This window comes from Rhodopirellula bahusiensis, from assembly GCF_002727185.1.
In the GTDB taxonomy this organism is placed as follows: Bacteria; Planctomycetota; Planctomycetia; order Pirellulales; family Pirellulaceae; genus Rhodopirellula; species Rhodopirellula bahusiensis.
Genome location: NZ_NIZW01000009.1, coordinates 209,153 through 235,011, shown reverse-complemented (window position 1 = coordinate 235,011; position 25,859 = coordinate 209,153). Strand labels below are relative to the sequence as shown.

Genomic DNA, 25,859 nt, shown 5'->3' with positions numbered 1-25,859 from the left:
TTGCCATGAAAACATATATCATCACAATCACATCGTTACTTCTATCACTCTCGCAGTCTCTCACTTTCGGTGATTCACCCGATGGAAACTGGCACCAGTGGCGAGGTCCCGAAGCAACGGGTGTATCTCGAACGGCCGATCCACCGGTCCAGTGGAGCGAAGACAAGAATGTCAAATGGAAAGTCGATATCGATGGTAAAGGCACTTCGACTCCGATCGTTTGGAACGACAAGGTCTTCCTTTTGTCGGCGATTGACACGGGTGTAAAAGACACCTCGATTCCCGATCCAAAGGACCAACCCAAGACCAACTTCTTCAACATCAAACGACCCAATACGCAGCACGCGTTCGTGGTGCTGTGCCTTGATCGTGAAAGCGGAAAGGAACTGTGGCGGCGGACGGCGATCACGAAGATCCCCCACGATGGCGCTCATAACGACAACGATTTTGCATCGGCATCGCCTACGACGGACGGCAAGCTCTTGTATTCCTGGTTCGGATCGGCCGGGCTTTATTGCTACGACCTCGACGGCAACAAACGTTGGGAGCGAGATCTCGGCGAAGCCAAGGTCGGTTCCAGCCTTGGCGAGGGTTGTTCTCCGGTGCTGCACGACGGCAAGCTGGTGATCGTTCGTGATCACGCAGGACAAAGCTCAATCGAAGTGCTGGATGCCAAGACCGGAGACACGCTGTGGCAACGCGAGCGAGATGAAGACAACGCCTGGGCAACACCCAGGGTAATCCGGCATAGCGGGAAAACCCAAGTCATCACCGCGGCCTCGGGCGCTGTCCGCAGTTATGACCTCGATTCAGGCGAGATCATCTGGCAGTGCAGTGGGCTGACCGGCAATGTCACTCCGTGTCCAGTCATCGAGGGCGACTACGTGATTTGCATGAGCGGTTACGAAGGATACGCCGCGATGGCGATTCCGTTGACCGAAACGGGAGACATCACCGGAAGCGAAAAGATCCTTTGGAAGCGAGACCGCGGCACGCCCTACATCCCATCGCCGCTGCTGTACGATGGCCTGCTCTACTACAACCAATCCAACCAATCGATCCTCACCTGCGTCAACGCCAAATCGGGCGAGAGGGTTTTCGGCCCCGAGCGGATCGGTCAGTTGTCCAACATTTACGCGTCACCCGTGGGAGCCGCAGGCCGCGTCTACATCACCGGTCGCGACGGAGAAACACTCGTCCTCGAACGTTCCACCGAGTACACCGAACTCGCCACCAATCACCTTGACGACCGCTTCGATGCCTCGCCAGCGCTCGCCGGCAATCAGCTCTTTCTTCGCGGCGCGAAATACCTCTATTGCCTTGAAGCAAACCAAGAATAGTATCTGTTTTAGGTTGAAGCAGTCTCACTTCCGGTCAGCCCTTAGATGGATCGAACTTTGCAGGGTCGAAGTCGAGATTTCATGCACGCCTACAGTTCCGCGATAACGTCCCGATGCGGTCGCGTTAACAGCACGTACATGGCGGGAATGATGGCGAGTGATAGAACCGTGCTGGCGATCAGGCCGAAGATGATCGCGAAGCACAGCGGTTCCCACATCGCGTCGGACAACGCGAGTGGGATGAGACCGATGATTGTCGTGATGCTTGTGCTGAGAATCGGTCGCAATCGATCGGCTCCACCTCGGGCCGCCGCGTCGACAACATCGTAACCGCGGCGCAGGTAATCGTTCATCGTTTCCACCATCACGATCGCGTCGTTGACGACGATCCCGATCAACGACACGACTCCGATCACGGCCGTGAACGAGAAAGGCATCTTTAACAGATAGAATCCGACAAAGGTTCCAGTGAGGGCCAGTGGGATGGTCAATAAGATGATGAATGGTTGAGCGAACGAGCCAAACAACATCACCAGAAGAGCGAAGACCAAAAACAACGCGACGATCATTGCGTAGCCCGCACTGCCGAACGCTTCGGCCGATTCCTCCGCGTCGCCGCCGAACTTGTATCGAAAACCGCTCGGCCAAGAATCGGCGAGTGAATCGAGCTTAGGTGTGACATCAGCGATGATTTCAGACGGCAAGCGGTCTTGGTTCTTTGCCGAAACGATGATGCTTCGCGATCCGTCTTGTCGCGTGATTGAAATCGGACTCGTGCCGACGTTGGGTTCCAGTACCGCCATCGCTGGCACGGTGCCGCCGTCTTGTTGGAACACGCGAACCGAAACGAGTTCGCTCAATCGAGTTGGTCCACCGAGCGATCCTTCGCGACTTGGCCATGCCAGTCCCATCCGGATTTCCAAATCGTCGTCATTGTTGCCGACGACGAACTTGCCAATCTCTTGATCACCCATCGCGTATCGGACTTGGGAGGCGAGTTCTTCGTGGGAAATGTTGTAAAAATCGAGAGCTTCACGTTTGGGCTCGAGCTGAATGTCGACTTGTACGTTGCCGAGATTGTCACGAACATCGACTGCACCAGGAGTTTCTCGCAGCGTGTTTTGAACCTGTTTGGAAAGCTCGCGAAGTGTTTCCATCGAATCGCCGACGATTTCAATTTGAATGGGATCGCCCGCCGATGGTTCGCCCGTTTCAGCCTGCAGGATGACGTTGGCACCAGCGAATTTCTTGTCGACCGCTCGGGTGATCTCGGCACGCAATCCGTCGACGTACTCGTAGGCAGGTAAGTCACGCTCTTCGCGCGGCAAGAACCGGCAAGAGAATCCGACGAGGTAGTCGGCTGTAGTCGGTGCGAGTGCCTCACCGAGTGAACCCTGCACCATCGGGCTTTTGCTGCCGACGAGTTTGACGACATTTTCGAGGTACGGTTTGTCGCGGAGGATTTCGCCAACGAGATCGGCGGCACGTTGCGATTTATCGAGCGTTGTGCCAGCGGGCAATTCGACCGTCACACCGAGATTGCGTCCGTCGCGTTTGGAGTACATCGTGGAGGGAAGCGTCGAGAAAGCGATACCACCAACAAGGAACAGTCCCATGCCGCATGCGGTGCTGGTGGCTGCCGTCCAGTGATTGCGGATCGTGTAGCGTTTGCTCCAACTGGCGAGCCAATTTGATACCCGAATTGACAGGCGATCGACGAAGCTGTGCTGGTCGTCTTGTTTGGCTTTTCGTTTGAGTAGGTATCGCGACAGCGGAACATCAATCGCAATCGCCACGATGAAACTGCAAATCAAACACGCAATCGTGGTGATTGGCAGAATGCGAATGAATTTTCCCGACGTGCCTGAGATCATGATTAGCGGAGCGAGCGCCAGAATGGTTGTCATCTGGCCCGCGAAGGCTGGCAGTGCGAACCGGCGAATCGTCCACATCGCTGAACGCGAGAACGAGAGTTTCTCGACATAGACACCTTCATGCATGCCTTCCATCATTAGGATGAACACGTCGACGAGCAGGCCAAGTGCCAGCACCATGCCGATTAAGACCATCTCGTTGAGCGTGTAGCCGAACATCCAAACGAGCGTCAGTGCGCCCATGAACGCGACCGGAATGGACAGTCCGGCGATCAGCGCTTCTCGCCACGACAGCATCAGCAGTAGCACGAAGAAGACGCACAGCATCGCTTGCCAACCGTTATTGAACACTCGCAGCAGCGATTCCCAAATCTGTTCGGATTGATCGGTCGTGATCCGGACGCCAAGGCCGAACGGCCAATCAGTTGCGGATTGGGCTTCTTCGATTGCTGCCTTGGCGTTTTCGATGGCAATCAACGCGTCAGCAGCAGGGACTTTCGTCAGCGAGATTTCGATGCTGCGGCGGAACGGTTCGCCTTCGTTGCTTAGGAAGGCTCGCGTCTCCTCACGTTCCAGGTCGCGACGAACGTCGGCAATCTCAGACAGCCGGATCACACGCCCCGACTGACCGAGTCGGTCGATGGGTAGCTTGCGGAGTTCATTGATGTCGCGAAAGCGTCCGACCATTCGCAATGCACCGCCAAGTTGATCACTTTCGATTTCGCCCCAGGGCATGTCTCGATTGGCGGATTGGATGCGGTCGCGGACTCGCGTTGGCGAGATCCCCAGAGCGATCAAGCGTTCGGGCAGCAATTGAATTCGGATCGCTTCCTTGCGAAGGCCACCGATCTTGACTTCATTGACGCCGGCGACTTTTTCGAGTCGGTCTTCCAGGTCCGTCGCGGTTCGGCTCAAAATGGCCGAATCGACATCGCCGTACAGGACCAGCGTCAGCATCGGTCGGTCGTCGACGGAGATCTGGTTGACAGTCGGCTTCTCCGCGTCGCGTGGCAGTTCGGCTTCAGCGTCATTGATCTTGGAACGCAACCGCTGCATCGAATCGTTGATGTCAGCGGTGGCGACGAATTCGACCGCGACTAGCGAGTAAGAATCGAAGGACGCGCTGCTGTACTTTTTCAGTCCTTTCAGACTCGACAATTCGTTTTCAATTTTGTCGGTGACTTCCTGTTCGATTGTTTGCGGATCCGCTCCCGGCCAAAACGTTGAGATCGTCGCTTGCGGAATCGCAAGATCCGGCAGCGATTCCTTTACAAGCGACACGTAGGCAAACACACCTCCGACGATAAACAACACCAACAGAAGCAAGCCGACGACGGGACGAAGGATGAAAAATCGCTCCAAGCCGGTTGCTTCATGGACGGTCGGGATGTGTTGTTGAGTGGTCATGGCTTACTCAATCGCCTGCACTGGAGTTCCGTCAACCAACTTGTAGCGGCCGTCGGTCACCAGTTGATCGCCCGCATCGACGCCACTGGCGATCTCGTAACGCGATAGACCACGAATGCCGAACCCCACACTGCGGCGCTGGACCGTTTGGTCTTCGGGTTGATAGACAAAAACGTAAGGGCGGTTCTCTTCGTACAGAAACGAATCGAGCGGCGCGACGATCGCCTCATTGGACTCTTCCGTTGCAATCCAGCACGTCACAAACATGCCGTCGCGAAGTTTCTCGACCTCGCCCGTCGTGCGAATTTTCACCTGAACACTACGACCACCGGGGTTGATGGCGGGATTGACTGAGTACACCTCAGCCGTCGCTTGCCACGCCGCGTCCGGGGCGGGCGAAGTGATTGATCCACCCTCCAAAGTGTTAAGGATCGTTTGGTCGGCCGTTCCGCCTGGCAATACGATGACCTTCTGGCCGACCTCGATTCGCTGCGCATCGAAAGACGGCACGTCGACAATGATTTCAAACTGCGAGGGGTCGATGATGACGAATGGGATCGTGGTCAGAGCTTCGGCTTCGCTGGACGTCTTGACGAGGTTCTGCGTGAAGTAGAAGCCTTCTTCAACATTCACGTAGGCGACGAAACCGTCGATGGGCGATTTAATCTCCGAGTTTTCTAGCTCGATCTTCGCCTGTTTGAGTTTGGCCTCGGCGACGGCAATATTCGACGTCAACGCTTTTGCACGCGAAGCGGCGGCTTGCACGGCCGACTGAGCGTTCTCCATCGCCGCCTTCGCTTCCTCAAGTTCCTGTTTGGAGGATGCATTCTGTTTGTATAGCTGTTGTGCTCGCTCGTATTGACGTTGCTGCAGCGATGAAGATGTTTTGGCTTGTTCGGCGTCCGCGAGAGCCGCTTCGACTTGTGTCTTCGCATCTTCGATGGTCGCCAAAGCGGCATCGACCTCTGCGGTGAAGGTGCGCTTATCGAGCGTCGCCAGCACCTCGCCTTGCTTGACCGGCACACCCGGTTTTTCTGGGCCAACAAATGTCACGCGGCCGGTCGCCTCGAAGGTCAAGTATTCACGCTGAACAGCGCGAGCGGTTCCCTCGGCGAACACCCACGCTTGAATGGGACTTCGCAACGCCGGCGCGAGTTTGACCGACAGACGCGACGTGGTTTTGTCGGTCGGATTGGCGGTTTGTGGCGTCTCTCGGTCGGCTTGTGCAAACCAAAAGCCGCAACCACCGATCGCGACAAGGGCGAGAATCGGGAGGGTCCAGCGAAGCATTCGTTTCATTGGGCTTGTTTTACGAGTTGAATCACAGAGGCACACGGAGTTCGTTGACGGAATCAACTAATTGTCAGTGCTCCTTTGGTCTCTGTGTGGGATTACTTTTTTAAACCATCGAGGAAGATGCCCATTGCCGCATCCACACGAGCGACCAGTTTTGATTTGCCGCCTTCGAGAACGCCGCTGATGACACTGCCGTAGATCAAGTCGGAATAGGCGTTGGTGGCTTTCCTCGGATCGACCTTCCGAATTTCGCCCGACGCGATGGCCGCTTTCAACAACTCGTCGATGCCAGCGCGGTTTTCGGCTCGGTACATCAAGTGACTGGGAAACACCGTTTCGCGAAACTCGGCACGCTCTTGAATCATGATTTCAACCGCTTGCGGTGTGCGCTGGTAATACAGGGCAATGGCCGACGCCACACGACGTAGTGTTTCAATCGCACCGACTTCGGCGGGCAACGCTTCGGACGCTTCCATGCCGCCGAGTTGTTTCACAACAAATTCGCCGAGCACATCGAGGCAGTGTTTCGCGGTAGCAAGGAACAGTTGTTCTTTGTTGCCGAAATGTCGGTAAACGGTGCCTTTGCCGACGCCAGCCAAGTCCGCAATCACTTGCACGTCAGTCCCGCCAAAACCTTCTTTCGCGAACACACGCAACGAATTGGCCAAGATGTCCTGACGCTTCTTTTGCAATTTTGCAGCCAGCGGTTTCTCTGCGAATTCACGTTCTTGAGTGTTCATGTTTACAAATCGATACGACGAAACCTTGCGGAACGGACTTGTCCGTCCGTTTTCGTGAGCGTACCATCGGAATGTATTGAGTCAAGACAAATGGAGAAATTTCAAATCGGAAACCCTACCGAAACAGGAGCTAAACGATGACCAATCAAGCACTCACCCAAACGACCGTTGCCCACGTCGTCACCATCGAACTGTCGGGAATGTTGACGGTCGAGGACGTTCGCGACTTCACACGCAGAATCAACGCAGCGTTGAAACAGCACGATCGCATTGGCATTGTGGTTGACGTGACGCAGTGGTCTGACATGACCGCCGACGCCATCACTGCAGATGTCAAAGCCGAGTTCGCAATGTTGCCCAAGCTTCGTCGCATTCCACGAATTGCGATCTTGTCGAACAAGCAGTGGTACAACGCGGTCGTAGGTTGGTTCAGTCCAATGCTGTTCACCACAGACGTCAAAGTCTTCGATCCATCGCGGGCCGCGGCCAAGCAGGAAGCAATTGCCTTCGCTTCGGACATCGACGGCACTGCCAATGCGCCGAAGCAAGAGCCGTCGATCGTCTTGATCCCGACCGATCGGGATGATTTGGTGGCGTTTGAGTACCACGGGCATATCCGTAGCGAAGATTTGGACGTGGCTTTGGTGCCTTTGAAAGAACGCATGGACCGCAACGACCAAATTGATCTACTCGTTCGCATGGATCATTTTAGCGGATTTGATCCGTCGATCATGTTCAAGGGCGGACTGCTGTCGCTGAAGATGGCGGCTCTGAAGAAGCTGCGTCGCTACGCGATTGTCGGAGCGAGTGATTGGATGTCTGGCATGGCAAAGATGTTCGACCCATTGGTCGGCATCGAAATGAAAACTTTTGATGTTGATCAGGAGGACGAAGCATGGACTTGGATCAGCCAGTCCAATGGACCGTCCAAAACCGTTTCAACCTAGAACATCCAAAACGGGAATCACACGGATGAGATTCTTCGTATTGTTGATCGTTGTTACCGTCGGTGGCTGCGTGCAATCGCAGTACCGCTACGGGGTGCAGAACAGCAGCGGCTCGAAGTGTGCGTCGCCGAGCTGCAATCGCGTCGCTGTGGGCGGGGACCATCCGGTGGTTGATCGCATTGAAAAAGTGGTGCAATCGCCGAGGCGAACGATGCGGAAGTTTCTCGGCAAGGATGAGCCAACGTTGGTAGAGATCATTCAGCAACGGTCCGAAGCTTTCGGTTTGGCTCAAGGCTATCTTGCCATCAACGGACTCGACGACGTGTACGTTGACGTCCGTCGCTACGAACCCGGCGAGCACTGGGAACGACTGAAAGCGAACGACCGAATCTCGGGCTTTTGGAAATACACCGCCGGGACGCTCGACATTGTCGGATACTCGCTACTACCCGGGCGCGCATTTCACTCGGATCACTACAGCCCGTTCACCAACACGCTGAGCCTGAACTCGACTGACTCGCTGGATTCACTCTATGAGTCTGGTTTGGCGAAACAGTTCCGCAAACAGCGACTCCTCGGCACCTACGCGGTGGCTCAGCGTTTGCCTTTTTTCCCGTTGTTGCACCACACCCAAACGACCAGCGACTTGTTGACGTACGCTCGCGAAATGAATGACTGGGATCTAGAAGAAGAGTTGTATCCGGCCACCTATTCTCAAATTGGACAGGCCGCCGTCTCAGAGGCTATCGTCGTCTTGCCCGCCGTGGCTGACGAACCATTCTATGTTGGTGGATTGATCGGCATGGCGGGCGGAGTCGTAGGCAGCGTCACTGGCAATTCGGTTGCGATACGAGAATGCAAGAAACTTGAAATTGCACCCTCCGCGATGAATGCGGGCGACAAGATGATCGAGAACCCTTGATTCATGATCGGGCGATTGGCATCCTCAGGAAGTAAACAGACGCAGCGATTCGTAGTCTTTGCCGAGGATTGTCGCTGGGTCGGTGCCGAGCCAATCTCGCAAGACTGTGGCGTAGACTTGGCGAAAGTCATGTTCGTGTTTCAAGTCGCCTTGCTGTAGGTCAGTCAGATTTGGTCTCTTTCCGTGGATGCCTGGCTTCACCGCACCGCCGCAGAGAAACATAGGGCCGGCGGCACCATGGTCGGTTCCCTCGCTGGCGTTCTCGGCGACTCGGCGGCCGAATTCGCTGAACGTCATCACGCAGACCCGCCCGCCGTGATCGTGCGCGTCCAGATCACGAACCAACGCCGTCACCGCGTCACTCCATTGTCTCAGCAGGATATCGTGCGTCGCAGCTTGCTGGGCGTGCGTGTCAAAACCGTCGTGCTGGACGTAGTAAATCCTTGTGGACAACCCCGCGTCGATCAGTTGCGCAACGACGCGAAGCTTGTTGCCAAGATCGGTCTCGGGGTAAATCACATCGCTTTGGTAGCTCGATGCCGCCTCGGTCACTCGTCCGCTGGCCGCGATCGCGGATGTTGTGCTGGATTCCAGGAAGCTGAGCAGGGGATTGTCGCCTAAACTCGTGGCCGGTGGTCTGGTCTCCAACAACTCTCGCAGACGATCTTTGTTGTTACCTCGTAGCTGAAACTCCGCCAACTCCTTGACCGTTGGCACGCGAACACTAGTCGATGCGACTGCGGTCGGCTGTTGTTCACGCCCCAGGTGAAGCGCCGGGACGTCACCGCCGGCGATCGCGGGTTGCTGATCCAAGAATCGACCAAGCCAACCATCCGACCGCGGTTCGTCTTTGCGACGGCAGGTGTGCCAAATGTCCATCGATTCGAAATGCGAACGATTCGGATTCTCGTACCCGACGTTCCGGACGGCGGCAAACTTCCCGTCCTGCAGCAACTCTTTCAATCCCGTCATTGCGGGGTGAAAACCGTCGTGGTCATCACACCGAATCACTTCGCTGGTCGGGATCGCGAGCTTTGGCCGTGCCGAACGATAGTCGTCGTCGGCGTATGGCACGATTGTGTTCAAACCGTCGTTGCCACCGGACATCTGTACCACGACCAGAATTCGTTCGTCAGATTGGATGGACGTGGAAGCCGCCTCAGCGAAACACTCTGGCAGCGTTGTGCCAACACCAATCGCCGCGGATGCACCGATGGAATCCCTCAAAAAGCGTCGTCGATTCAAATGGATGTTCATGAACTAACCGAGTTGGCTGATGGGGAGGGACATCATCACATGCAATAGCGTTCGCATTTGTTGGTCTTGATCGCCCGGCTGAGAAACCGTCGAATGGCGAAGTTGGTCTTTGGCTTGTTCGTCCAACGGGGCAGCGAGCAAACATTGCTCGAAGTACATCATGGCTTCGTCCGTCGTTTGAACGTCATGCTCACCCAAGTACTCGGCCAGGGTTTTGCCGTCGAACCGGGTCGCATCGCTATCCAAAATATCGGCGATCAAATTAGAGCGGCCTAAAAGCGTGGATGAATTGATCCAAGCCCGCCCGCCGTCCCAGCCTTTGACATTGGGCGGAAAAAACAGGCCCTGTCCGATACTCAGTAGGCCTCTGGCGACAAGCTGCGTGTTGGTCGTAGCACCGAGACTTCGCAGCATTCCCATCACCAACTCCACTGGTGATTTGATTTTGCGAGCTATGGCGTGCTGGGAATAGAATTGATTGCTCCCCAGTATTCGCTCGACAACCGGAGCGATTTGCAGATCACGCTCGCGAAACAGGTCGGCAAGCGGTTGCAGAAACGCATCGGTCGGTTCGGGCTCATCACTGATAAAGAAACGGTACAGCTTGCGGGTGACAAACAGAGGCATTGCGGGCTGGTCGAGCACGATTCGCACACCATCTTCTCCGTCAAAATCCCCGTTCTGCCCGAGCACTGTCTTTTCGCCGGGATCGTGCTGATAGCGATTCTTGCGAAATCGCTTGTTCTTGATTTCCCAACCGGTGAAGCAACGGGCAAGCTCAAGGACATCCGTCTCGCTGTAGTTGCCTTCTCCCAAACAAAATAGCTCCATCAATTCGCGAGCGAAGTTTTCATTGGGATGGGCTTTGCGATTGACCGCCCAATCAAGATAAACCAGCATCGCAGGGTCCTGCGAAATCTTCTTTACCAAGCTGCCAAAGTCGCCCAGTGCGTGATCGCGAAGCAACTGGTTTTGGTTCCACATCATCCGTGCGTCCTTCACCTTCTCCGCTCCGGTTGCGAAGTGCCCATGCCACAATATCGCTGTCTTTTCCAACAATTGGTTGGGCGTGTATAGCAAGCGATAGACCCAAGCGGCGGACAACTTTTCCGGATCACCGCCAGCCAGCGTCGCTTCTGCCAGTGCATCGGCGGTCGAGCGAAATTCGGTTGATTCCCGGTTAGCTGAAACAAGCTTGCCAACCACCTCGGCTGGTTCTCGTTTGACTGCTTCGCCGATGACCGACAACTCCATCCCGAATCCGGCGCGACGATACAGATGCGATACCGCCGAACGATCCCACGGTTGATCTGAGGTGGGCTCAAAGGGCTTCCATGCCCAAGCCGGGTCGATGGATCGCATTTGGCTCATCTGATTCTCACTCATCAGGGCGTCTCACTGTCCGCTTGCACGTCGACGCCCACTCTCAATGTCATGTGGGAATCGTTGATGTCCAAGTTCAGTCGCACATCGCGAATCAATCCGACAAGTTCCAAGAGCAAGCTGATCTCACCTACAGCGGCCTCTTTGGAGTGTCCCTTTTCGAGCATGCTGTTGGCGATCAGCTGCGAGCGGTTGGCATCCAAGATCCGTTTCAAAGTCGCCGCCTCGAATTTCCCTCGTGTGTTGGATTGCTCGCCGCCGACCTTTTCATTGCTTGTGTCATCTGAAATCAAAGTGCGAGCCAAGGACGTCGAACTTGAGAAAATGATCCGCTGGCCGGCGAAACCCAGCGTAGGGGAAAAGTTGAAGTGAATTCTTTCGTTTCGGCTTTCTTGTTTGTCGTTATCAGGGACGTATGTCGCGGTGACCAACTGAGCGTCACCCACGGTCTCCACGCCGAGGTCGAGCTGCGGTTGACCGTTCTGGGCACCTGTCACATTCAGGAAGCCGACGAAGCTCTGAAACACACGACGCAACTCGGGCTGCGTTTCCTTGGGGTTTTTCATCTGGAACTGCAAAGCGAACGAGGGCAACTTGATCGCCGGTTGCGGCAAGACATCCGTGAAGTCTTGTTCCATCCCCACGATCTGCACATCGCTTTCGAACGCCCCGAGAATATCTTCACCAAAGTCGCGCCCCGAGAAAAATGTCGTCAGCGTTGTATCGGCAACCGTGAGTTGATCAACGGCACGATCCGAAACCAGATCTCCTGAACGAAGCCACATTTGAGACAGATCACGATGGGTTGAAAACGCGAACAGGCGGTTGGGCACGTACAGAAGCGGCGGTGCGGTCGCGAGTTCTGATTCTCCGAAGAAGTACTCGCGTGGTGCTTCCCAGTTTCGCTGGTGCGGTGTGTCCAACCTCAATGATAATCCGTCATCACTGACGTCCAACTGGCCACTCACGAAAGGAGCGTGACGAAGATTCGCAAGTACACCACCCAAAACTATTTCAGCAGCGATGTTGTCAGTCTTCTCGTTGAAGAGATTCTTGGCCACGCCGGCATCGCGTAACGTTTGAATGTCTACGATTGCCGAAACGGCTCGATGATGTGAATCAACCGAGTCAAGGTGTTGGCGAGCTGCGGTGTAGTTTTTATTTGATGCCAGGGACTGACCATTGCGATCCAGGTACTGATCAATGATAGATTTACCCAAGTCTGAATGATTGGTCAGCAGCATCCAGTCGTCTATCCTAACCATCTTCAAGTTTGCGCTGACCATGTCGGCGACGAATCCGCGGTATTCACCCTGCTTTGCGGGCGCACCTTGCATTTGGCGAAACGCCAAAACAAAACCCCGAAACCGTTCCAACAAGTCTTGGTCCGACGACCTCATCAATACCGCTACGCCTCCGTCGGCTGAGTCCAACGCGATAGTTAGTCCACGGTCAGTTAGCGTGGCGATTGCTTCGTGCCATGGTTTGCTCATGCTGCCTTCAAAAGCACGCACTCCCATCTGCAACTGCCCAAGGCTGCCGGATTGCATAGCCGCATCGAAGGCAGGCAACGCTTCGAGTCTAGATCGCAGTGGGTGTTTCAAAACTGTTTGCAGTACGCCACCGACATCGGGAATTTCGGCCGAGACTGCGATCGAATCTGGGAGCAACTCGGCAGCAGAACAATCCGAATTCGACGGTGACTCTGCGTGAACTCCCGCTAGCCACGCAGCCTGACACACGAGCGTTAATGTTGCAGCAAACGCTTTGAAAGATGGTGTAATTGAGTAGTTCATTGAGCGATCCATTGAGTATGCACCAGGGCTGCGGAATTGATCACGGATTCACCAAACCGATGATGGTATCGCGAGAGACGGTTCCCCAGAAACGGCTGTCGTTTGCTTTGTCGGGGTTGTCTCCCAGGACGAAGTACTCGTATTCAGGAATATTGAACGGATAGGAAACTGTATCGTTTCCGGTCTCGCTCTCGGCATACTTGATTCCATCCAAGCTCGTGGGCACGACAATCAGTTTGCCGTCGATGGTGACGCCAGCGGCTCCGAGAGAGATTGCCTCACCGGGCATGCCCACGATGCGAAACAGCCAAATCCGATTTTCGTCTTTTGGAGACTTGAATGCGATCACGTCCCATCGCTTGGGCTCGCTCGATTGATAGGCCTGGCAATCCACCTGCACCTTGTCACCGGGCTCAATAGTCGGTTTCATGGATGACACTGGCATTCGGTACACGTCTACGTTGGCATACGCGTAGACTGTTGCCAGACCGCTCACAATGAGCAATCCAAAGGTCGAGATCAGAGCTGTTTTTGATCGTTTATTGTTCATTTGCGTGGCATTCAGAAAGGTGGCCATTGATGATAGGTATCCGCGTCTACGACACGATGCTATTCGCCCCAACACCACAACTCGTTGGTAACGCTGCGTAATAACCGGGGAAATGACAGGCGATCATTCATTCGAATTCGCAAGGACGACTGAGTTGTGGCTTCGCGATTGCCTTACGACAGCGACATCGCAAGAAACAACAAGAGAACTAAAACCTGTAGAAGAAGCGACATGGTTTCCTTCGCAATGAATTGACAGGGCCCAAAGCATCAACGATGTCATCGAGACGCAGACAACATAATTGGCTAGAGATATACGATGATCCTCTATTCAATTGTTCCTGATCAATAGTCATGGTGGGGTGGGAGAGCATCCTTGTGCCTTTCGTTTAGGAATACGGACAACGGTATTCAGTCGCGATCACGTAACGATCTCATCACGGAATTTAGGCTTGGTCGTTGATGAATGATTCTGTGGCAGTCGAATTTCAAAGCGGGCTCCACCAAGTTCGCTAGAAGTGACGGTGGTATCGCCATGCAAACGCCGACAGATGCGGCGAACGAGTGCCAGTCCCAGGCCGCTACCGGGTTGTTGGCTCCTTCCGAGGCGTCGAAATGGCTCAAAGACAATGTCTCGATCGTTTTCCGGAATGCCGCCGCCATCGTCGTCGACGGCAATCGAAAAGAAATCATCTTGGCGAGTGACGCTGATGCACACGCGAGATGCGGCGTACTTGCCCGCATTACTCACGAGGTTTCCGACCGCTCTTGTTAGTCCGGCCTTGTATGTAATCGCTTCGATAGCCGACCGGTGATCATTCGTCTCGAAGGTAATCTTGGGATGCAGCGGGGCATACACGGTGATGACATCCGCGACAACATCATTCACATTGACGGGTTCCTGACTTGGATGCTTGCACCCTTCATCATGCCTCGTGTAATCCAGCAACTCGCCGACCAATCCGTCCAAACTGTCGGTTGCTTCGTCGATAGCGTCGAGTCTTTTCTCACGCTTCGATTCTGTGTCGGCCGATCGAACCAATTCAGTGGCGAACTTGATGCGTGCCAGCGGTGTACGCAGTTCATGAGAAACCGCTTGCAGCAACTCTTTCTGCGATCGCAGCAACCCTTCGACTCGGTCAGCCATGGCGTTGAATGCACCGACGATAGGAAGGCTTCGTTTGCGTTTGCCAGCATCGATCCGCGCGGTCAAATCGCCGTCGGCGATCGCGAGTGCCGTGTGTTCCACTTTTCGCAACTGGCTAGCAATGGGACGCATCAGAATCGCAATGGCTCCGGCGACGAGCATGAACACGCTCCCCAAACCAATCAGCACGTCGCGCTGGCTGGGGCCAACGAACTGGGGCAGCGGTCCCAGCTCAATCAACAGATTGGTGTTGGGGATGGCTGTGTCGATCTTGTCTCCATTCAGAACAGCTTCGCCGCCGTCGAGACGTTGAGTCGTACGTTCCGGCATCGGTCGATCGGAGCGTTCGACGAGGTTGACCGGGTAAGCAAACCTCGCCCGAACCGCGTCCAATGTTGCTTCATAGTTTCGCGGTCCGCCTCTGACCAAATCGTCGCGTGCGGAAAGTGCTCCGCCGCTAAGTGCGTCTTCGATGACTTTGATATTGGCCGATTCGGTCGTTCCGCGGAACACGTAAGCTTGAATCAACCAAGCAACGAATAGAATGAGGATGACGCCCAGATAGAAGCGAAAGAACAGTCGTGTCATGAGGTTTTGGCCATCAAGTAGCCGACGCCGCGGACCGACTTGATTCGCGTAGGGCGGTTGGAATCGTCGCCGAGTTTGCGTCGTAAGCGTGAGACGCGAAGGTCGATCGAGCGATCAAGACCGTCATAGGGTAATTCCAGCAAATCGATGTAGACATCTTTACGGTCGACGACTCTACCGGCTCGCTTGGCTAAGTAGACCAACAAGTCGAACTCAGCGGTGGTCAATTCGATTTGTTCATCGTTGATGGTTACGGCGCGGCTGGCCTCTTTGATTCGCAAATCGCCTACGACGATGGCACTCGCATCGGCTCCGACATCCGTCTTGTCACCACGCCGCAAATGGACTTTCAATCGTGTCAACAGTGCCCGTGGACGCACGGGTTTGGCCATGAAGTCATCGGCACCAACCTCTAAGGCGATCACCTCGTCGATCTCTTCACCGCGAGCGGTCAAGACGATGATTGGTCCGCCGTACTTTGGCCGAACGCGTCGGCAAATGTCAAACCCGTCGGTTCCTGGCAAGCCAATGTCCAAGACGATCGCGTCAAACGACCCCGCTTCAATTCGCCCAATCGCCGCAGTGCCGTCTTCCTCGACCGTCACGTCGAATGACTGGTCGATCAAGAAGTCACGAACCATTGACGCGAGCGAGGTGTCGTCTTCGACGAGCATGATATGGGGATTCAAATGATTCTCGATGAGTCGTTGGTTTGTGAAACACCCGGCGATTCTGGCAGGCCGACAAGCACGACAAGTTTCGCCTGCTCAGCATTGTATCGGCTTTTGCCTTGAAAACAGTCGCCGCTACAGCTCGATACACAGCTATACGAATCGTGCCGGAACCCACAGCCGAAATGGTCGTTCAACTCTTCGTAGCCAATCATTCAAAATACTATGGAGAGCCAATATGAACCGCATAGAAGTTACCTGTGAGAACGGCCATCGCCTGAAAGCCGCCGCCCATCTTTGCGGCACCTCTCGAAAATGCCCTCGGTGCCGGGTTGTGGTCAATATTCCCCTGCAATCGTTGACGTCTCATTCGATTGACGAGGATCGCGATCCGCTGTCGGACACGGGCGTCATGCGGATCCTGGGCGTTCAAGACGCGTTGCCACCACCAACCACCGTCGAACCGGAAAAGACTCGCTGCTGCCCTCGATGCGATGTCAACATCTCGGCCAAAGCGAATGTTTGCCAACATTGCCAATGTTACGTCGGAGGGATCCCAGATTTCTTGAAGCAGCTTGGACTGGGGGGCGTCGTGGCGTGAGCTTCCAGCTCGCGATTCCGACTGACCTGACGTCAGCACGCTGAAAGCACGTGTCATTTGTTCGGTACGTTCTGATACAAGCCTTCTGCAGAACAATCCAAGCGTTGCGGGTAGGCTAAGGGGCCTATCAAAAGGACCCTCGTTCCACATGAGCACCCGATGAAAATCCTTGTCAAACTGTTGAGCTTGGTCGGCCTTGTCGGCATGGGGGGAGCTGCTGGTTACCAACCGACGATGAAATATCTGGCCGAGCGGAACAAAGTGACATGGGAAACCGCCGAGATGGAATCCGGCGATATCACCCGGTACGTCAACTCGACAGGCACGATCCAACCGGTGTTGTCTGTTTCAATCGGATCGTTCGTTTCGGGACCGATCGTCGAGCTGAATGTCGATTTCAACGACGAAGTCAAAGAAGGCGACATCCTCGCCCGCGTCGATCCTCGATTGTTTAAGGCGAACGTTGATCGCGACGAAGCGACACTTGCGACTCGCCAAGCCGATCTGGAGCGTGTGGAAGCGCAGTTGCAGCAATCACTCAACAACTACATGCGCGGAAAACGACTTCGTGAATCGAACAAGGACTTCTTGTCCGATCGTGAAATGGACGCATTGACCTTTGAGGTAAAATCGTTGCAAGCCCAGCGGAAGCTGGCCAAAGCGACCATCTTGCAATCGAAAGCATCGCTCGAAACATCGCGTGCCAATTTGCAGTACTGCGAAGTGACGTCACCCGTCGATGGGGTCGTGATCAATCGCCTGATCAACCCTGGTCAAACTCTGGCGGCTCAGTTTCAAACACCGGAATTATTTGTTGTCGCCCCTGATTTGCGGAAAAAGGTTCACGTGTTTGCGTCGGTCGATGAAGCCGATATTGGATTGATTCAAAATGCAAAGGCTGAGGGCCGGCCAGTCACATTCACCGTCGACGCCCACCCCGACCAAGTCTTTGACGGCGAGATCGAGCAAATCCGAGTCAGCAGTGTGGCGACACAAAATGTCGTGACCTATCCAGTCGTGATCGCAGCCAGCAACGCGGACTTGAAACTGTTGCCTGGCATGACGGCTAGCATTTCGTTTGAAGTCGACTCGACCGTAGACGTTCCAAAGATACCTAATGCGGCTCTGCGGTTCTTCCCCGAGGACGTAAAGTTGGTCCGCAAGGAAGACCGGCACTTAATCGATGGTTCGACGTGGAAATTGAAGCCCAAAACAGACGCTGAAGCCGAAGAGAACGCGAACCAAACGGCCACAGAAAAGGCTGCCGCCCAGCAGAAGAAGGATCAGCGACACGTTTGGATGGTCGACGGCGAATTCTTGAAGGCGGTCGAGATCACAACCGGGCTGATGGAAAACAAGTTTACTGAAATGGCCGAGGGCGACCTGGACGTCAGTGCTCTGTTGGTCGTTGGGAAGAAGGAATAGCGATGTCCTTCTTCGATACTGTCCGGATCGCGCTGCGTGCGTTGCTGAAGAATAAAATGCGAGCTGTGTTGACCATCATCGGTGTGGTCATCGGCATCGCGGCGGTAACCACCATCGTCTCGATCGGGCAAGGTGCCAGCGCTTTGGTCAGTGGCGAGTTTGAGGCATTGGGCACTAACGTGGTGTTGGTCTTACCCGGGCAAACCAAACGCGGCGGCGTGAGACAATCCGGTGCCCCGACTCTGACGGCCGCGGACGCGGATGCGATTGGTTCAGATTGCCCGTCGGTTTTGGCGGCGTCCGCGGTTGTTGGGACTGCCGGGCAAATCATCTACGGCAACGAAAACTGGAATCCGAAACAAATGCAGGGCGTTGGCGCGGACTATCTGACGGTTCGCAACTGGGGTCTGGAGGCCGGCGGATTCTTTTCGGTCAATGACATCGACTCCAACGCCAAGGTCTGTGTGATCGGCCAGACGTTGATTCCGAAACTGTTCCGTACCGTCAATCCGTTGGATGAAACGATTCGCGTGAACAATGTCCCGTTCCGTGTGATCGGCATCTTGGCAAAAAAGGGTGCCAATATGGTCGGTGATGATCAGGACGACGTCGTGTTGATGCCGCACACGACCGTTCGCAAACGAATCAACGGATCACCCTTGGACAGCGTTCACATGATCATGGTGTCCGCTCGAGGTACCGATCAAATGGGCAAAGCGACCAAGCAAATTGAATCATTGATGTACGAACGTCATGAAGTCGGGCCGGCCGACGAACCCGACTTCAGCGTGCAGGACACGACCGAGATCGCGGCGACGCTGGGAATGATTACCGGCACGCTTACATTGATGTTATCTACGATTGCTGGAATTTCGCTGCTGGTTGGTGGCGTCGGCATCATGAACATCATGCTGGTTTCGGTCACCGAGCGAACTCGCGAAATTGGCATCCGCATGGCGATTGGTGCTCGCGGCAAGGACATTCTGCGGCAGTTTTTAATCGAATCAGTGGTGTTGTCCTGCATCGGTGGAGCGATTGGAATTGCGATGGGAACGGCGGCGTCCATGGCCGCCACCGTTTTGATCAATGCTTATAAACCGGGAACGGATTGGCCGATGGTGGTTTCGATTCCCGCGGCTCTGGTCGCGATGGGGTTTGCGGCAGCGGTGGGCGTTTTCTTTGGCTACTACCCAGCCCGCCGAGCCAGCAAACTCGACCCGATTGACGCACTGAGGTACGAGTGAATGGCTCTCATCGAACTTGATGATGTGCGCCGCGTTTACGACCTTGGTGAAGTGAAGGTCCACGCGCTTCGTACTGTCACTCGAAATGTCGAACTCGGTGAGTACGTTGCCCTGATTGGAGCATCAGGAAGCGGCAAATCGACACTAATGAACACGCTCGGTTGCCTCGACCGACCGACGCATGGCAGCTATTTGCTCGACGGCGAGGAAGTGGTGACGATGAACCGCGACCAGCGTGCGAAGATTCGTAACAAGCAACTCGGCTTCGTCTTTCAGAATTTCAACTTGCTCAACCGAACATCGGCACTTGAAAATGTTGAGCTACCGCTGATGTATGGAACCAAGGTTCCGGCTCGCGAACGCCGAGATCGTTCGATGGAAATGCTCGGCAAAGTCGGTTTGGCCGATCGCTATCATCATCACCCGAGCCAACTTTCTGGCGGGCAGCAACAACGCGTCGCGATCGCGAGGGCACTTGTCAATCGACCCTCGATTTTGATGGGCGATGAACCGACGGGCAATCTGGATTCGAAGACGAGCCGTGAAGTGATCGAGCTGTTTCGTGAATTGAATGAAGAGCAAAAGATCACGGTGATCCTGGTAACGCACGACCAGAATGTTGCGAGAAACGCAAAACGAACCATCGTGCTGCGTGACGGCGAAGTGGTCGAGGACACTGAAGACTTTGTGCTAGCAAAGGCCGCTTTGGAATACGACCCAACTCAAGTGGCGAAAGCTTGAAGTCTGGAACGTGCCCCAGATTCCCAGCGCAAGCCGAAAGCTCACGCCAATCACTACGACCCAACCTTTTGTATCAATTGGGATGAACGCTAGTTCCGGTCATAACGGCAAAGGTGAATCATTAGTTGAATTCGTTACGTCCGTCCGATGATGGACGCTATGGACATTCACACAAAAATCCACCGTTTGCGCCATCACCTACTCGCCGTCGCGATCGCCAGCACCTCGATCGCCGGGGTGCCGCGTCCTGCATTGGCCGACGAGCCGTGTCGACCGATTTTGCCCGAGCAACGCTGTCTCGACATTCGCCGCCCCGAACAATTGTGCCAAGTACCGGTTCCGGTCACGCCTCGGCCCGCGACCGTGACTGATCCACAGTTCGAATTTCCCCAAAGTTACCTGACGCTCAACGACGCCATCAACATCACCCTGGCAAACTCAGAAGTCGTGCGTGTGCTTGGCGGAGTAACCGCATCAACCAGCGGGCGAACAATCTATGACGCTGCGATCACGAACACGACCATCGACGGGCAAAGAGCGATATTCGATCCGAATCTGCGATTGAACAACGTATGGAACCAAACGGAGAATCCCAACGCGATCTTCGATCCCCTTGATCCTACCAACGCAATCATCGGAGGCGTCCAAAATGAAGGCTATGGACTCGACTTTGGGCTTTCGAAACGCAACTTGATCGGCGGCACAACCAACCTCGGTGTGAACAGCAACACCAACCGTATCACGCCGGGCGTCCTGCCGCTCAATCCCGCCGATCGAACGGCAACGGAACTCAGTTACACGCAACCGCTTCTCCAAGGTGCCGGGCGCGCTGTCAATCAAGCTCCTATCGTGCTGGCCCGCATTGACACCGAACGATCATATTTTCAATACAAAGCTGCCGTCCAACAATCGGTCCAAGGCGTCATTGAAGCCTATTGGTCACTTGTATTTTCGAAAACGGATTTGTGGGCACGACGACAACAGGTCGAACAAGCGGAGTTTGCAAACACGCGAACGGAGGCTCGCATTGCGACCGGTGACGCCAACGCCGGCGACCTCGCTCAAACCCAACTTGCTCTCGAAAACTTCCGTGCCACGTTATTGGCTTCTGAGGCGAACGTGTTGCAACGTCAAGCGGCGTTGCTGAACATTCTTGGCTTGCCGCCATACGAAGCTCAACGCACGATTCCCGTCACGCCAATGCTGGAAGAATTGATTGAAGTCGACTGGACTGCGATCAATGATTTGGCTCAACGAGAACGTCCAGACATCATCGAGCTGAAGTTGATTCTGGAAGCGGACCAGCAACGACTGCTGTTGGCAAACAACCAAGCACGGCCGCAACTGAACGGCGTCGCTCTGTATCGTTGGAACGGACTCGAAGGAATCGCGCCGTCGGGCAATCGCATCCGCAGTGGTTCGGGGGACTTCGAAGACTGGTCCTTGGGTGTCAATTTCTCTGTGCCACTGGGATTGCGAGCGGAACGGGCGGCGCTGCGGCAACGACAGTTGCTGATCACGCGAGACCGGGCGAACTTGGATCAAGGGCTGCATCAAATGCAGCACTTTTTGGCACTAAGTCTGCGCAACATCGAACAGTTTTATGCTCAATACGAACGTTTCCAGGCCGTCCGGCAAGCCGCGAGGATCAACTTGGAACAACAATTGGCCCAGTACAACGAAGGAATTGTGCAATTCATTGTGGTATTGCAAGCGATTGTCGATTGGGGCAACTCCGTCAGCGCCGAAGCTCAAGCGTTGTCTCAGTACAATACAGAAATCGCACGTTTGGAATTGCAAACCGGCACCATCTTGCAAACCCACAACGTCGTCTTCTTTGAAGAACGTTTCCGCAGTATCGGGCCAATGGGACGATTGGGCGATGAGAAGTGTTACCCGCGTTCGCAATCGCCGTCGGCATCTGTCACACGCTATGAAGGTGGATCACAAGCATCGGAGGAATATTTCGATCTAGAAGATCCTGTCAGCAAGAATGGCTCCGCCGGCAACGAAGACGATGTTGAGATGGACACCGAAGTCGAGTTCCAGAAGATAGACGACAATCAAGACGGCGAGATGTCGGACGACGAAATCGACAAAATTCTCGAAACTCCCAAAACAAGCCGGCGATTGATCGACTTTCTGAAATCATGGTCCCGGAGATAGCTCACACGACTCAGTCTGTGAAACGCAGGACAAACTGATGTACGGCTTTGCTTCGATCTCAGAAACCATCAACGTCGCAACAATGATCGTCTGAGACAACATGTCAAGCTTGCAGATTGCAAGCTTGACTCACTATCTCCGTATCGATTGCGTTTCGGGCAATGACCTTATTCGACGCAATTAAAACTGTTCGTCGATTATCTCACGGGAAGACTTCGTCCCCAAAGCACCCCACAAACCGTAGGGGCTTTTCTTGCCTGCCCCTGCATTGTGGTCGGTACTTGGTGCTTGTGCTCGCCCAAATGCCATATGATTTTGATCGCCTGTGTCGATAGAGTCAGTTACGAAACGCACCGCTCCATCGGCCATCAAGACATAGACGCCACCTTGGTGACGGCTTGATGCGGAAAACTGCCCGCGGCCTCCGTGAGATTGAACCACGCTGTAACTATTGGGGGGGCGGATCGTGTGAAAAACGGATGACTGTGGCCGTCCATCACTCCACCGGCGTCCACGGCCGTGGTTGATATTATCATCCAGTAGAACTCCAGCGGCCCAGAATTGTGGGCGTTCAGGGTCGATCAAACCAGCAGTTTCGTAGTACGCAGGAGGACGGTTCTCAACATTTCCGTCAATGTGAGGCATCGTCTTGATCTCACGTTCCTGCACATCAACGACATTTTCTCCAGCGGCAATGGTGTTAGATAGCCCATCCTTGATGTCACGGAACGCGGTGAAATGCCGTGCTCTGAAGACTCCGCGAGCCCATCGTGATCCGGCCGAATCACCCCAGGTACCATCATTCGAAGATCGACCGCTGTCATCGATTCCAGAGTGATGTTGCTCAAAAAATGCGTCTCCGGCACAGGCCGCGTAGTTGCTGAAGGCAACGCGGTCATTAGGGGAATCGGCACCGTCGCTGGGGCAACGGAAGCTGACGACCTGCGTCAGCCACGGTTGGTAATTCTCGTCCCAGGGAACAGAGCCCATTGCTGGATATGGAGGAGTTCGAACGGACCCGTCTCGATTGAAAGCAAGTGGATTACTGATTTGCTCCCAAAGGGCTTGTTGTTCAATGAAGGGAGTTAAGCCGACCATCCAGCTAAGGTTGAAGCCATTGTTGTTGCTGGCGCCTGTACCGGTGTCGTATGTCCCGCCTCGCTGCATCGGCAAATTATCGTGAGCGGAATGATAGTTGTGTATGGCTAATCCGATTTGCTTGAAGTTGTTGCTGCAACTCATTCGTCGAGCCGCTTCGCGTGCGGCTTGAACAGCGGGCAACAACAACCCTACCAGAACGCCGATGATTGCGATGACGACAAGTAGCTCGACAAGGGTGAATCCAGCCGGTCGAAGCCTTGAAGGATGTGGACTTGAATTTCTCATTCGTTTTCCTGGTTGGCTGTTTTGAAGTTGAGTGTTGGGGATGATGTTATTTTTCAAAGATGTGATATTCGGCGTGCTTCCGCGTGGAAGAGCAACGCAACGAACTGCGGCAGATGTTCGACTCATCTGCGATTCTGCGACTTCGATTCCGCCTTCAGTTGCTCGTGGTATTGCGCGAACGACTGTTGCTCTTCCGCAGCTCGAGCCTTGATTGGGCTAAAGGCTGCCTCGGACGAGCCACCACATCCTGTCACGAGAATTGGCACGGGCACGAGAACGCTAGCTAAGGTCTTGATTGTCTCATTCTCCATACTGGTAAGTTCTGCAACCGTATGATCGATCCGCACGGGTGAATCGCGGTGCGTTGGAGAATTCAAGATATCTGACAACACGACGAACACTACGCGTTTAGCGTATGGCTATGTGTCGAGGTGTAGCGTGAAGGTTCGGTTTTGTAATGCCGCAGGATTCGTTTAGCGGTTTACGGTTTCGCCCGCACACTGAACCAGTTGTCGTTGACCAGTGTTCGATATTTACCGGTTCCTATCAAAGCCGTTGGACGCTCGACCTGCAGAAGTGCGATAGCCCACTATGTCAATGAAACGCACTCGCTGATCGTTCAGCAGAGAAACCAAGCAGGGTGCCGTCAACGTCGTGGCGCATCAAGGCTATTCCTTTCGGGCGCCTACCGTCATCGCGGTATCATCGAACAATCAGTCGGATGGTTAACGGAATGTCGATGAGTCACGACACGTTTTTTCTTAGGAGGCACAAAGCGGCTTGTCAAAATAGGGCTCTCGATGACCGGACGCTTTCTTCGCCTCGCGGCGTCCGCTGAACCGACAATTTAACGTTTCGGGGCAAAACCTACCCAGACCGGCGACGAGGTCTTTGGTTGCTTTGATCCGTTTCCGATTCATTGACACGGAACCACCAGTCTTTTGAAACATGTCCTGAACGCCAATTCGGCAAGTGCTCGCCACTGACAAGGTGCGTGCGAGTCTTCGAACCAGCCGCGTTTACCAAAGCATCGTCGCTTGGCATGGAAGAACAACGCGTCAACGTGATCCCCGACAGTTTCCTATTTCGACATCAACGAAATTGGCAGGTGCTATCCATCGTCGACTGCGAAGCCATTTTGCACCCCGTCACGATCGGTTTGCAAAACGACTCTCACACCCAAACTCTCAAAGAACTCAGCAAAGGCGACCAAGTCATCGTCTACCAGAGCGATACACTGCAACCAGGCACAGAAGTACGTTCAACCTCACGTGGGTCGTCTGCAGCAGGCGAATCTCAGTGAGATCGTCGGATGATCTTTCTGGATCCTCACGGGCTGGAAGCAAAACGCAAATGAGTTCATGGAACGACACCGGAACAAGCAGACATGCGATACTTTGGGATATTGGTCGCTCTCTCAGTCTCTGTTGTATCGGGTCAAGCAATGAAACGCTCTGGATTGTTCTTCGCCGTCGCCTGCTGCTTGGGCATGTTTGCCACGACAGCGAATGCGGATATCGAAGACCTCATCGAACATGGTTTTGTCCAGAGTGGCGCCGTCAAGATTCACTATGTCACGGCTGGTGAAGGCCCGCTGGTCGTGATGCTTCACGGATTTCCAGACTACTGGTACACCTGGCGAGAGCAAATTCCCGCGATCGCCAAGGACCATCAAGTGGTTGCCATCGACCTCCGTGGGTTCAACAAGAGTGACCAACCTGAAGGCGTCGAGAACTACGCGATGCCAAAGTTGGTCGGTGACGTGGAAGCCGTTGTCAAACACTTTGGAAAGTCACAAACAACGGTCATCGGCCACGATTGGGGCGGCATGATCGCATGGTCGTTCGCGATGCAGCATCCTGAAATGACACAGCGGCTCGTCGTTCTCAACCTGCCACACCCCGCCTGCCTGACGCGTGAATTGGCAAGCAATCCTGAACAACAAAAAGCTTCAGCGTACGCACGGCGTTTTCAGCAGCCTGACGCGGCGACCGATTTGACCGCCATGGGACTCACGTTTTGGGTCAAAGACCGATCATCGCGTGAGCGATACGTCGAAGCCATGAAGCGTTCATCGATTGAAGGAATGCTGAACTACTACAAGGCCAACTACCCCAGCGAGCCGTACAAGCAGCAGACTGGCTTCCCGATGGTCAAGTGTCCTGTGCTGATGATCCACGGGCTCAAAGACACAGCGTTACTGGCTGACGGACTCAATCGAACATGGGAGTACCTTGAGAAGCCGCTGACCCTGGTCACCGTCCCAAATGCGGACCACTTCGTGCAACAAGATGCACCGGCGTTGGTCACGCGAACGATCGTCCGCTGGCTTGCCGATCAGCACAACAATTGACCGCATTCGTTGTAAGGGCGGCTCAG

The 25,859-nt window shown here is 54.6% G+C and carries 20 protein-coding genes; 10 read left to right on the top strand and 10 right to left on the bottom strand.

The window, feature by feature from the left end; all coding sequences use genetic code 11:
* Positions 1-5 precede the first annotated feature (5 nt).
* Entirely contained in the window at positions 6-1,340 is a 1,335-nt protein-coding gene (locus tag CEE69_RS13730; RefSeq protein WP_099261195.1) for a PQQ-binding-like beta-propeller repeat protein, read from the top strand.
* Positions 1,341-1,429: 89 nt separating this feature from the next.
* Here the strand turns inward: CEE69_RS13730 and CEE69_RS13725 are convergent, their stop codons facing one another.
* The 3 genes from CEE69_RS13725 to CEE69_RS13715 all read right to left on the bottom strand — a co-directional run bounded on the left by CEE69_RS13725 (position 1,430) and on the right by CEE69_RS13715 (position 6,657).
* A complete protein-coding gene (locus CEE69_RS13725; RefSeq protein ID WP_099261194.1) occupies positions 1,430-4,621 on the bottom strand; it encodes an efflux RND transporter permease subunit in 3,192 nt (1,063 codons plus the stop codon).
* Positions 4,622-4,624: 3 nt separating this feature from the next.
* Positions 4,625-5,911 carry an efflux RND transporter periplasmic adaptor subunit gene (locus tag CEE69_RS13720; RefSeq protein WP_158231026.1) on the bottom strand — a complete coding sequence of 429 codons (1,287 nt, stop codon included), beginning with the start codon at positions 5,909-5,911 and terminating at the stop codon, positions 4,625-4,627.
* A gap of 101 nt (positions 5,912-6,012) precedes the next feature.
* Positions 6,013-6,657 carry a TetR/AcrR family transcriptional regulator gene (locus tag CEE69_RS13715; RefSeq protein ID WP_099261192.1) on the bottom strand — a complete coding sequence of 215 codons (645 nt, stop codon included), beginning with the start codon at positions 6,655-6,657 and terminating at the stop codon, positions 6,013-6,015.
* A 137-nt stretch (positions 6,658-6,794) separates the two neighbouring features.
* Between CEE69_RS13715 and CEE69_RS13710 the strand changes: the two genes are divergently transcribed.
* Positions 6,795-7,604, top strand: coding sequence for a SpoIIAA family protein (locus CEE69_RS13710; protein WP_099261191.1), 810 nt, complete (start codon positions 6,795-6,797; stop codon positions 7,602-7,604).
* A 25-nt stretch (positions 7,605-7,629) separates the two neighbouring features.
* Positions 7,630-8,526: a hypothetical protein gene (locus tag CEE69_RS13705; RefSeq protein WP_099261190.1), complete on the top strand. Its 897-nt coding sequence runs from the start codon at positions 7,630-7,632 to the stop codon at positions 8,524-8,526.
* Positions 8,527-8,550: 24 nt separating this feature from the next.
* Here the strand turns inward: CEE69_RS13705 and CEE69_RS13700 are convergent, their stop codons facing one another.
* The 6 genes from CEE69_RS13700 to CEE69_RS13675 all read right to left on the bottom strand — a co-directional run bounded on the left by CEE69_RS13700 (position 8,551) and on the right by CEE69_RS13675 (position 15,920).
* Positions 8,551-9,783: a DUF1501 domain-containing protein gene (locus tag CEE69_RS13700; RefSeq protein WP_099261189.1), complete on the bottom strand. Its 1,233-nt coding sequence runs from the start codon at positions 9,781-9,783 to the stop codon at positions 8,551-8,553.
* Positions 9,784-9,786: 3 nt separating this feature from the next.
* The gene (locus tag CEE69_RS13695; protein ID WP_099261188.1) at positions 9,787-11,169 is read right to left on the bottom strand and encodes a DUF1800 domain-containing protein; all 1,383 of its coding nucleotides are present in this window, start codon (positions 11,167-11,169) and stop codon (positions 9,787-9,789) included.
* Positions 11,169-12,962 (bottom strand): hypothetical protein, encoded by a 1,794-nt coding sequence (locus CEE69_RS13690; RefSeq protein ID WP_143549240.1) that lies wholly within the window; start codon positions 12,960-12,962, stop codon positions 11,169-11,171. The genes CEE69_RS13695 and CEE69_RS13690 overlap by 1 nt, the downstream gene beginning before the upstream one ends.
* A 40-nt stretch (positions 12,963-13,002) precedes the next feature.
* Entirely contained in the window at positions 13,003-13,512 is a 510-nt protein-coding gene (gene lepB, locus CEE69_RS13685; RefSeq protein ID WP_158231025.1) for a signal peptidase I, read from the bottom strand.
* Between the two features lie 420 nt (positions 13,513-13,932).
* Positions 13,933-15,246: an ATP-binding protein gene (locus tag CEE69_RS13680; protein WP_099261185.1), complete on the bottom strand. Its 1,314-nt coding sequence runs from the start codon at positions 15,244-15,246 to the stop codon at positions 13,933-13,935.
* Positions 15,243-15,920, bottom strand: a complete 678-nt coding sequence (locus CEE69_RS13675; RefSeq protein WP_099261184.1) for a response regulator transcription factor — start codon at positions 15,918-15,920, stop codon at positions 15,243-15,245. Before CEE69_RS13675 ends, CEE69_RS13680 begins: the two co-directional genes overlap by 4 nt.
* Before the next feature lie 235 nt (positions 15,921-16,155).
* Here CEE69_RS13675 and CEE69_RS13665 point away from each other — a divergent pair, with 235 nt between their 5' ends.
* From CEE69_RS13665 to CEE69_RS13645, 5 genes are all read left to right on the top strand, one after another.
* The gene (locus tag CEE69_RS13665) at positions 16,156-16,518 is read left to right on the top strand and encodes an ATP-binding protein (RefSeq protein ID WP_143549239.1); all 363 of its coding nucleotides are present in this window, start codon (positions 16,156-16,158) and stop codon (positions 16,516-16,518) included.
* A gap of 159 nt (positions 16,519-16,677) precedes the next feature.
* The gene (locus CEE69_RS13660; protein ID WP_099261181.1) at positions 16,678-17,943 is read left to right on the top strand and encodes an efflux RND transporter periplasmic adaptor subunit; all 1,266 of its coding nucleotides are present in this window, start codon (positions 16,678-16,680) and stop codon (positions 17,941-17,943) included.
* Between the two features lie 2 nt (positions 17,944-17,945).
* A complete protein-coding gene (locus CEE69_RS13655) occupies positions 17,946-19,187 on the top strand; it encodes an ABC transporter permease (protein ID WP_099261180.1) in 1,242 nt (413 codons plus the stop codon).
* Positions 19,188-19,928: an ABC transporter ATP-binding protein gene (locus tag CEE69_RS13650; protein ID WP_099261179.1), complete on the top strand. Its 741-nt coding sequence runs from the start codon at positions 19,188-19,190 to the stop codon at positions 19,926-19,928. It abuts the gene before it with no gap.
* Between the two features lie 159 nt (positions 19,929-20,087).
* Positions 20,088-22,094 carry a TolC family protein gene (locus CEE69_RS13645; protein ID WP_158231024.1) on the top strand — a complete coding sequence of 669 codons (2,007 nt, stop codon included), beginning with the start codon at positions 20,088-20,090 and terminating at the stop codon, positions 22,092-22,094.
* Between the two features lie 180 nt (positions 22,095-22,274).
* Here CEE69_RS13645 and CEE69_RS13640 read toward each other — a convergent pair whose 3' ends face one another.
* Positions 22,275-23,480 (bottom strand): DUF1559 domain-containing protein, encoded by a 1,206-nt coding sequence (locus CEE69_RS13640; RefSeq protein ID WP_099261264.1) that lies wholly within the window; start codon positions 23,478-23,480, stop codon positions 22,275-22,277.
* A gap of 994 nt (positions 23,481-24,474) precedes the next feature.
* Here CEE69_RS13640 and CEE69_RS13630 point away from each other — a divergent pair.
* Positions 24,475-24,783 (top strand): hypothetical protein, encoded by a 309-nt coding sequence (locus CEE69_RS13630; RefSeq protein ID WP_143549238.1) that lies wholly within the window; start codon positions 24,475-24,477, stop codon positions 24,781-24,783.
* A 141-nt stretch (positions 24,784-24,924) separates the two neighbouring features.
* Positions 24,925-25,833 carry an alpha/beta fold hydrolase gene (locus CEE69_RS13625; protein WP_199169871.1) on the top strand — a complete coding sequence of 303 codons (909 nt, stop codon included), beginning with the start codon at positions 24,925-24,927 and terminating at the stop codon, positions 25,831-25,833.
* Positions 25,834-25,859 lie beyond the last annotated feature (26 nt).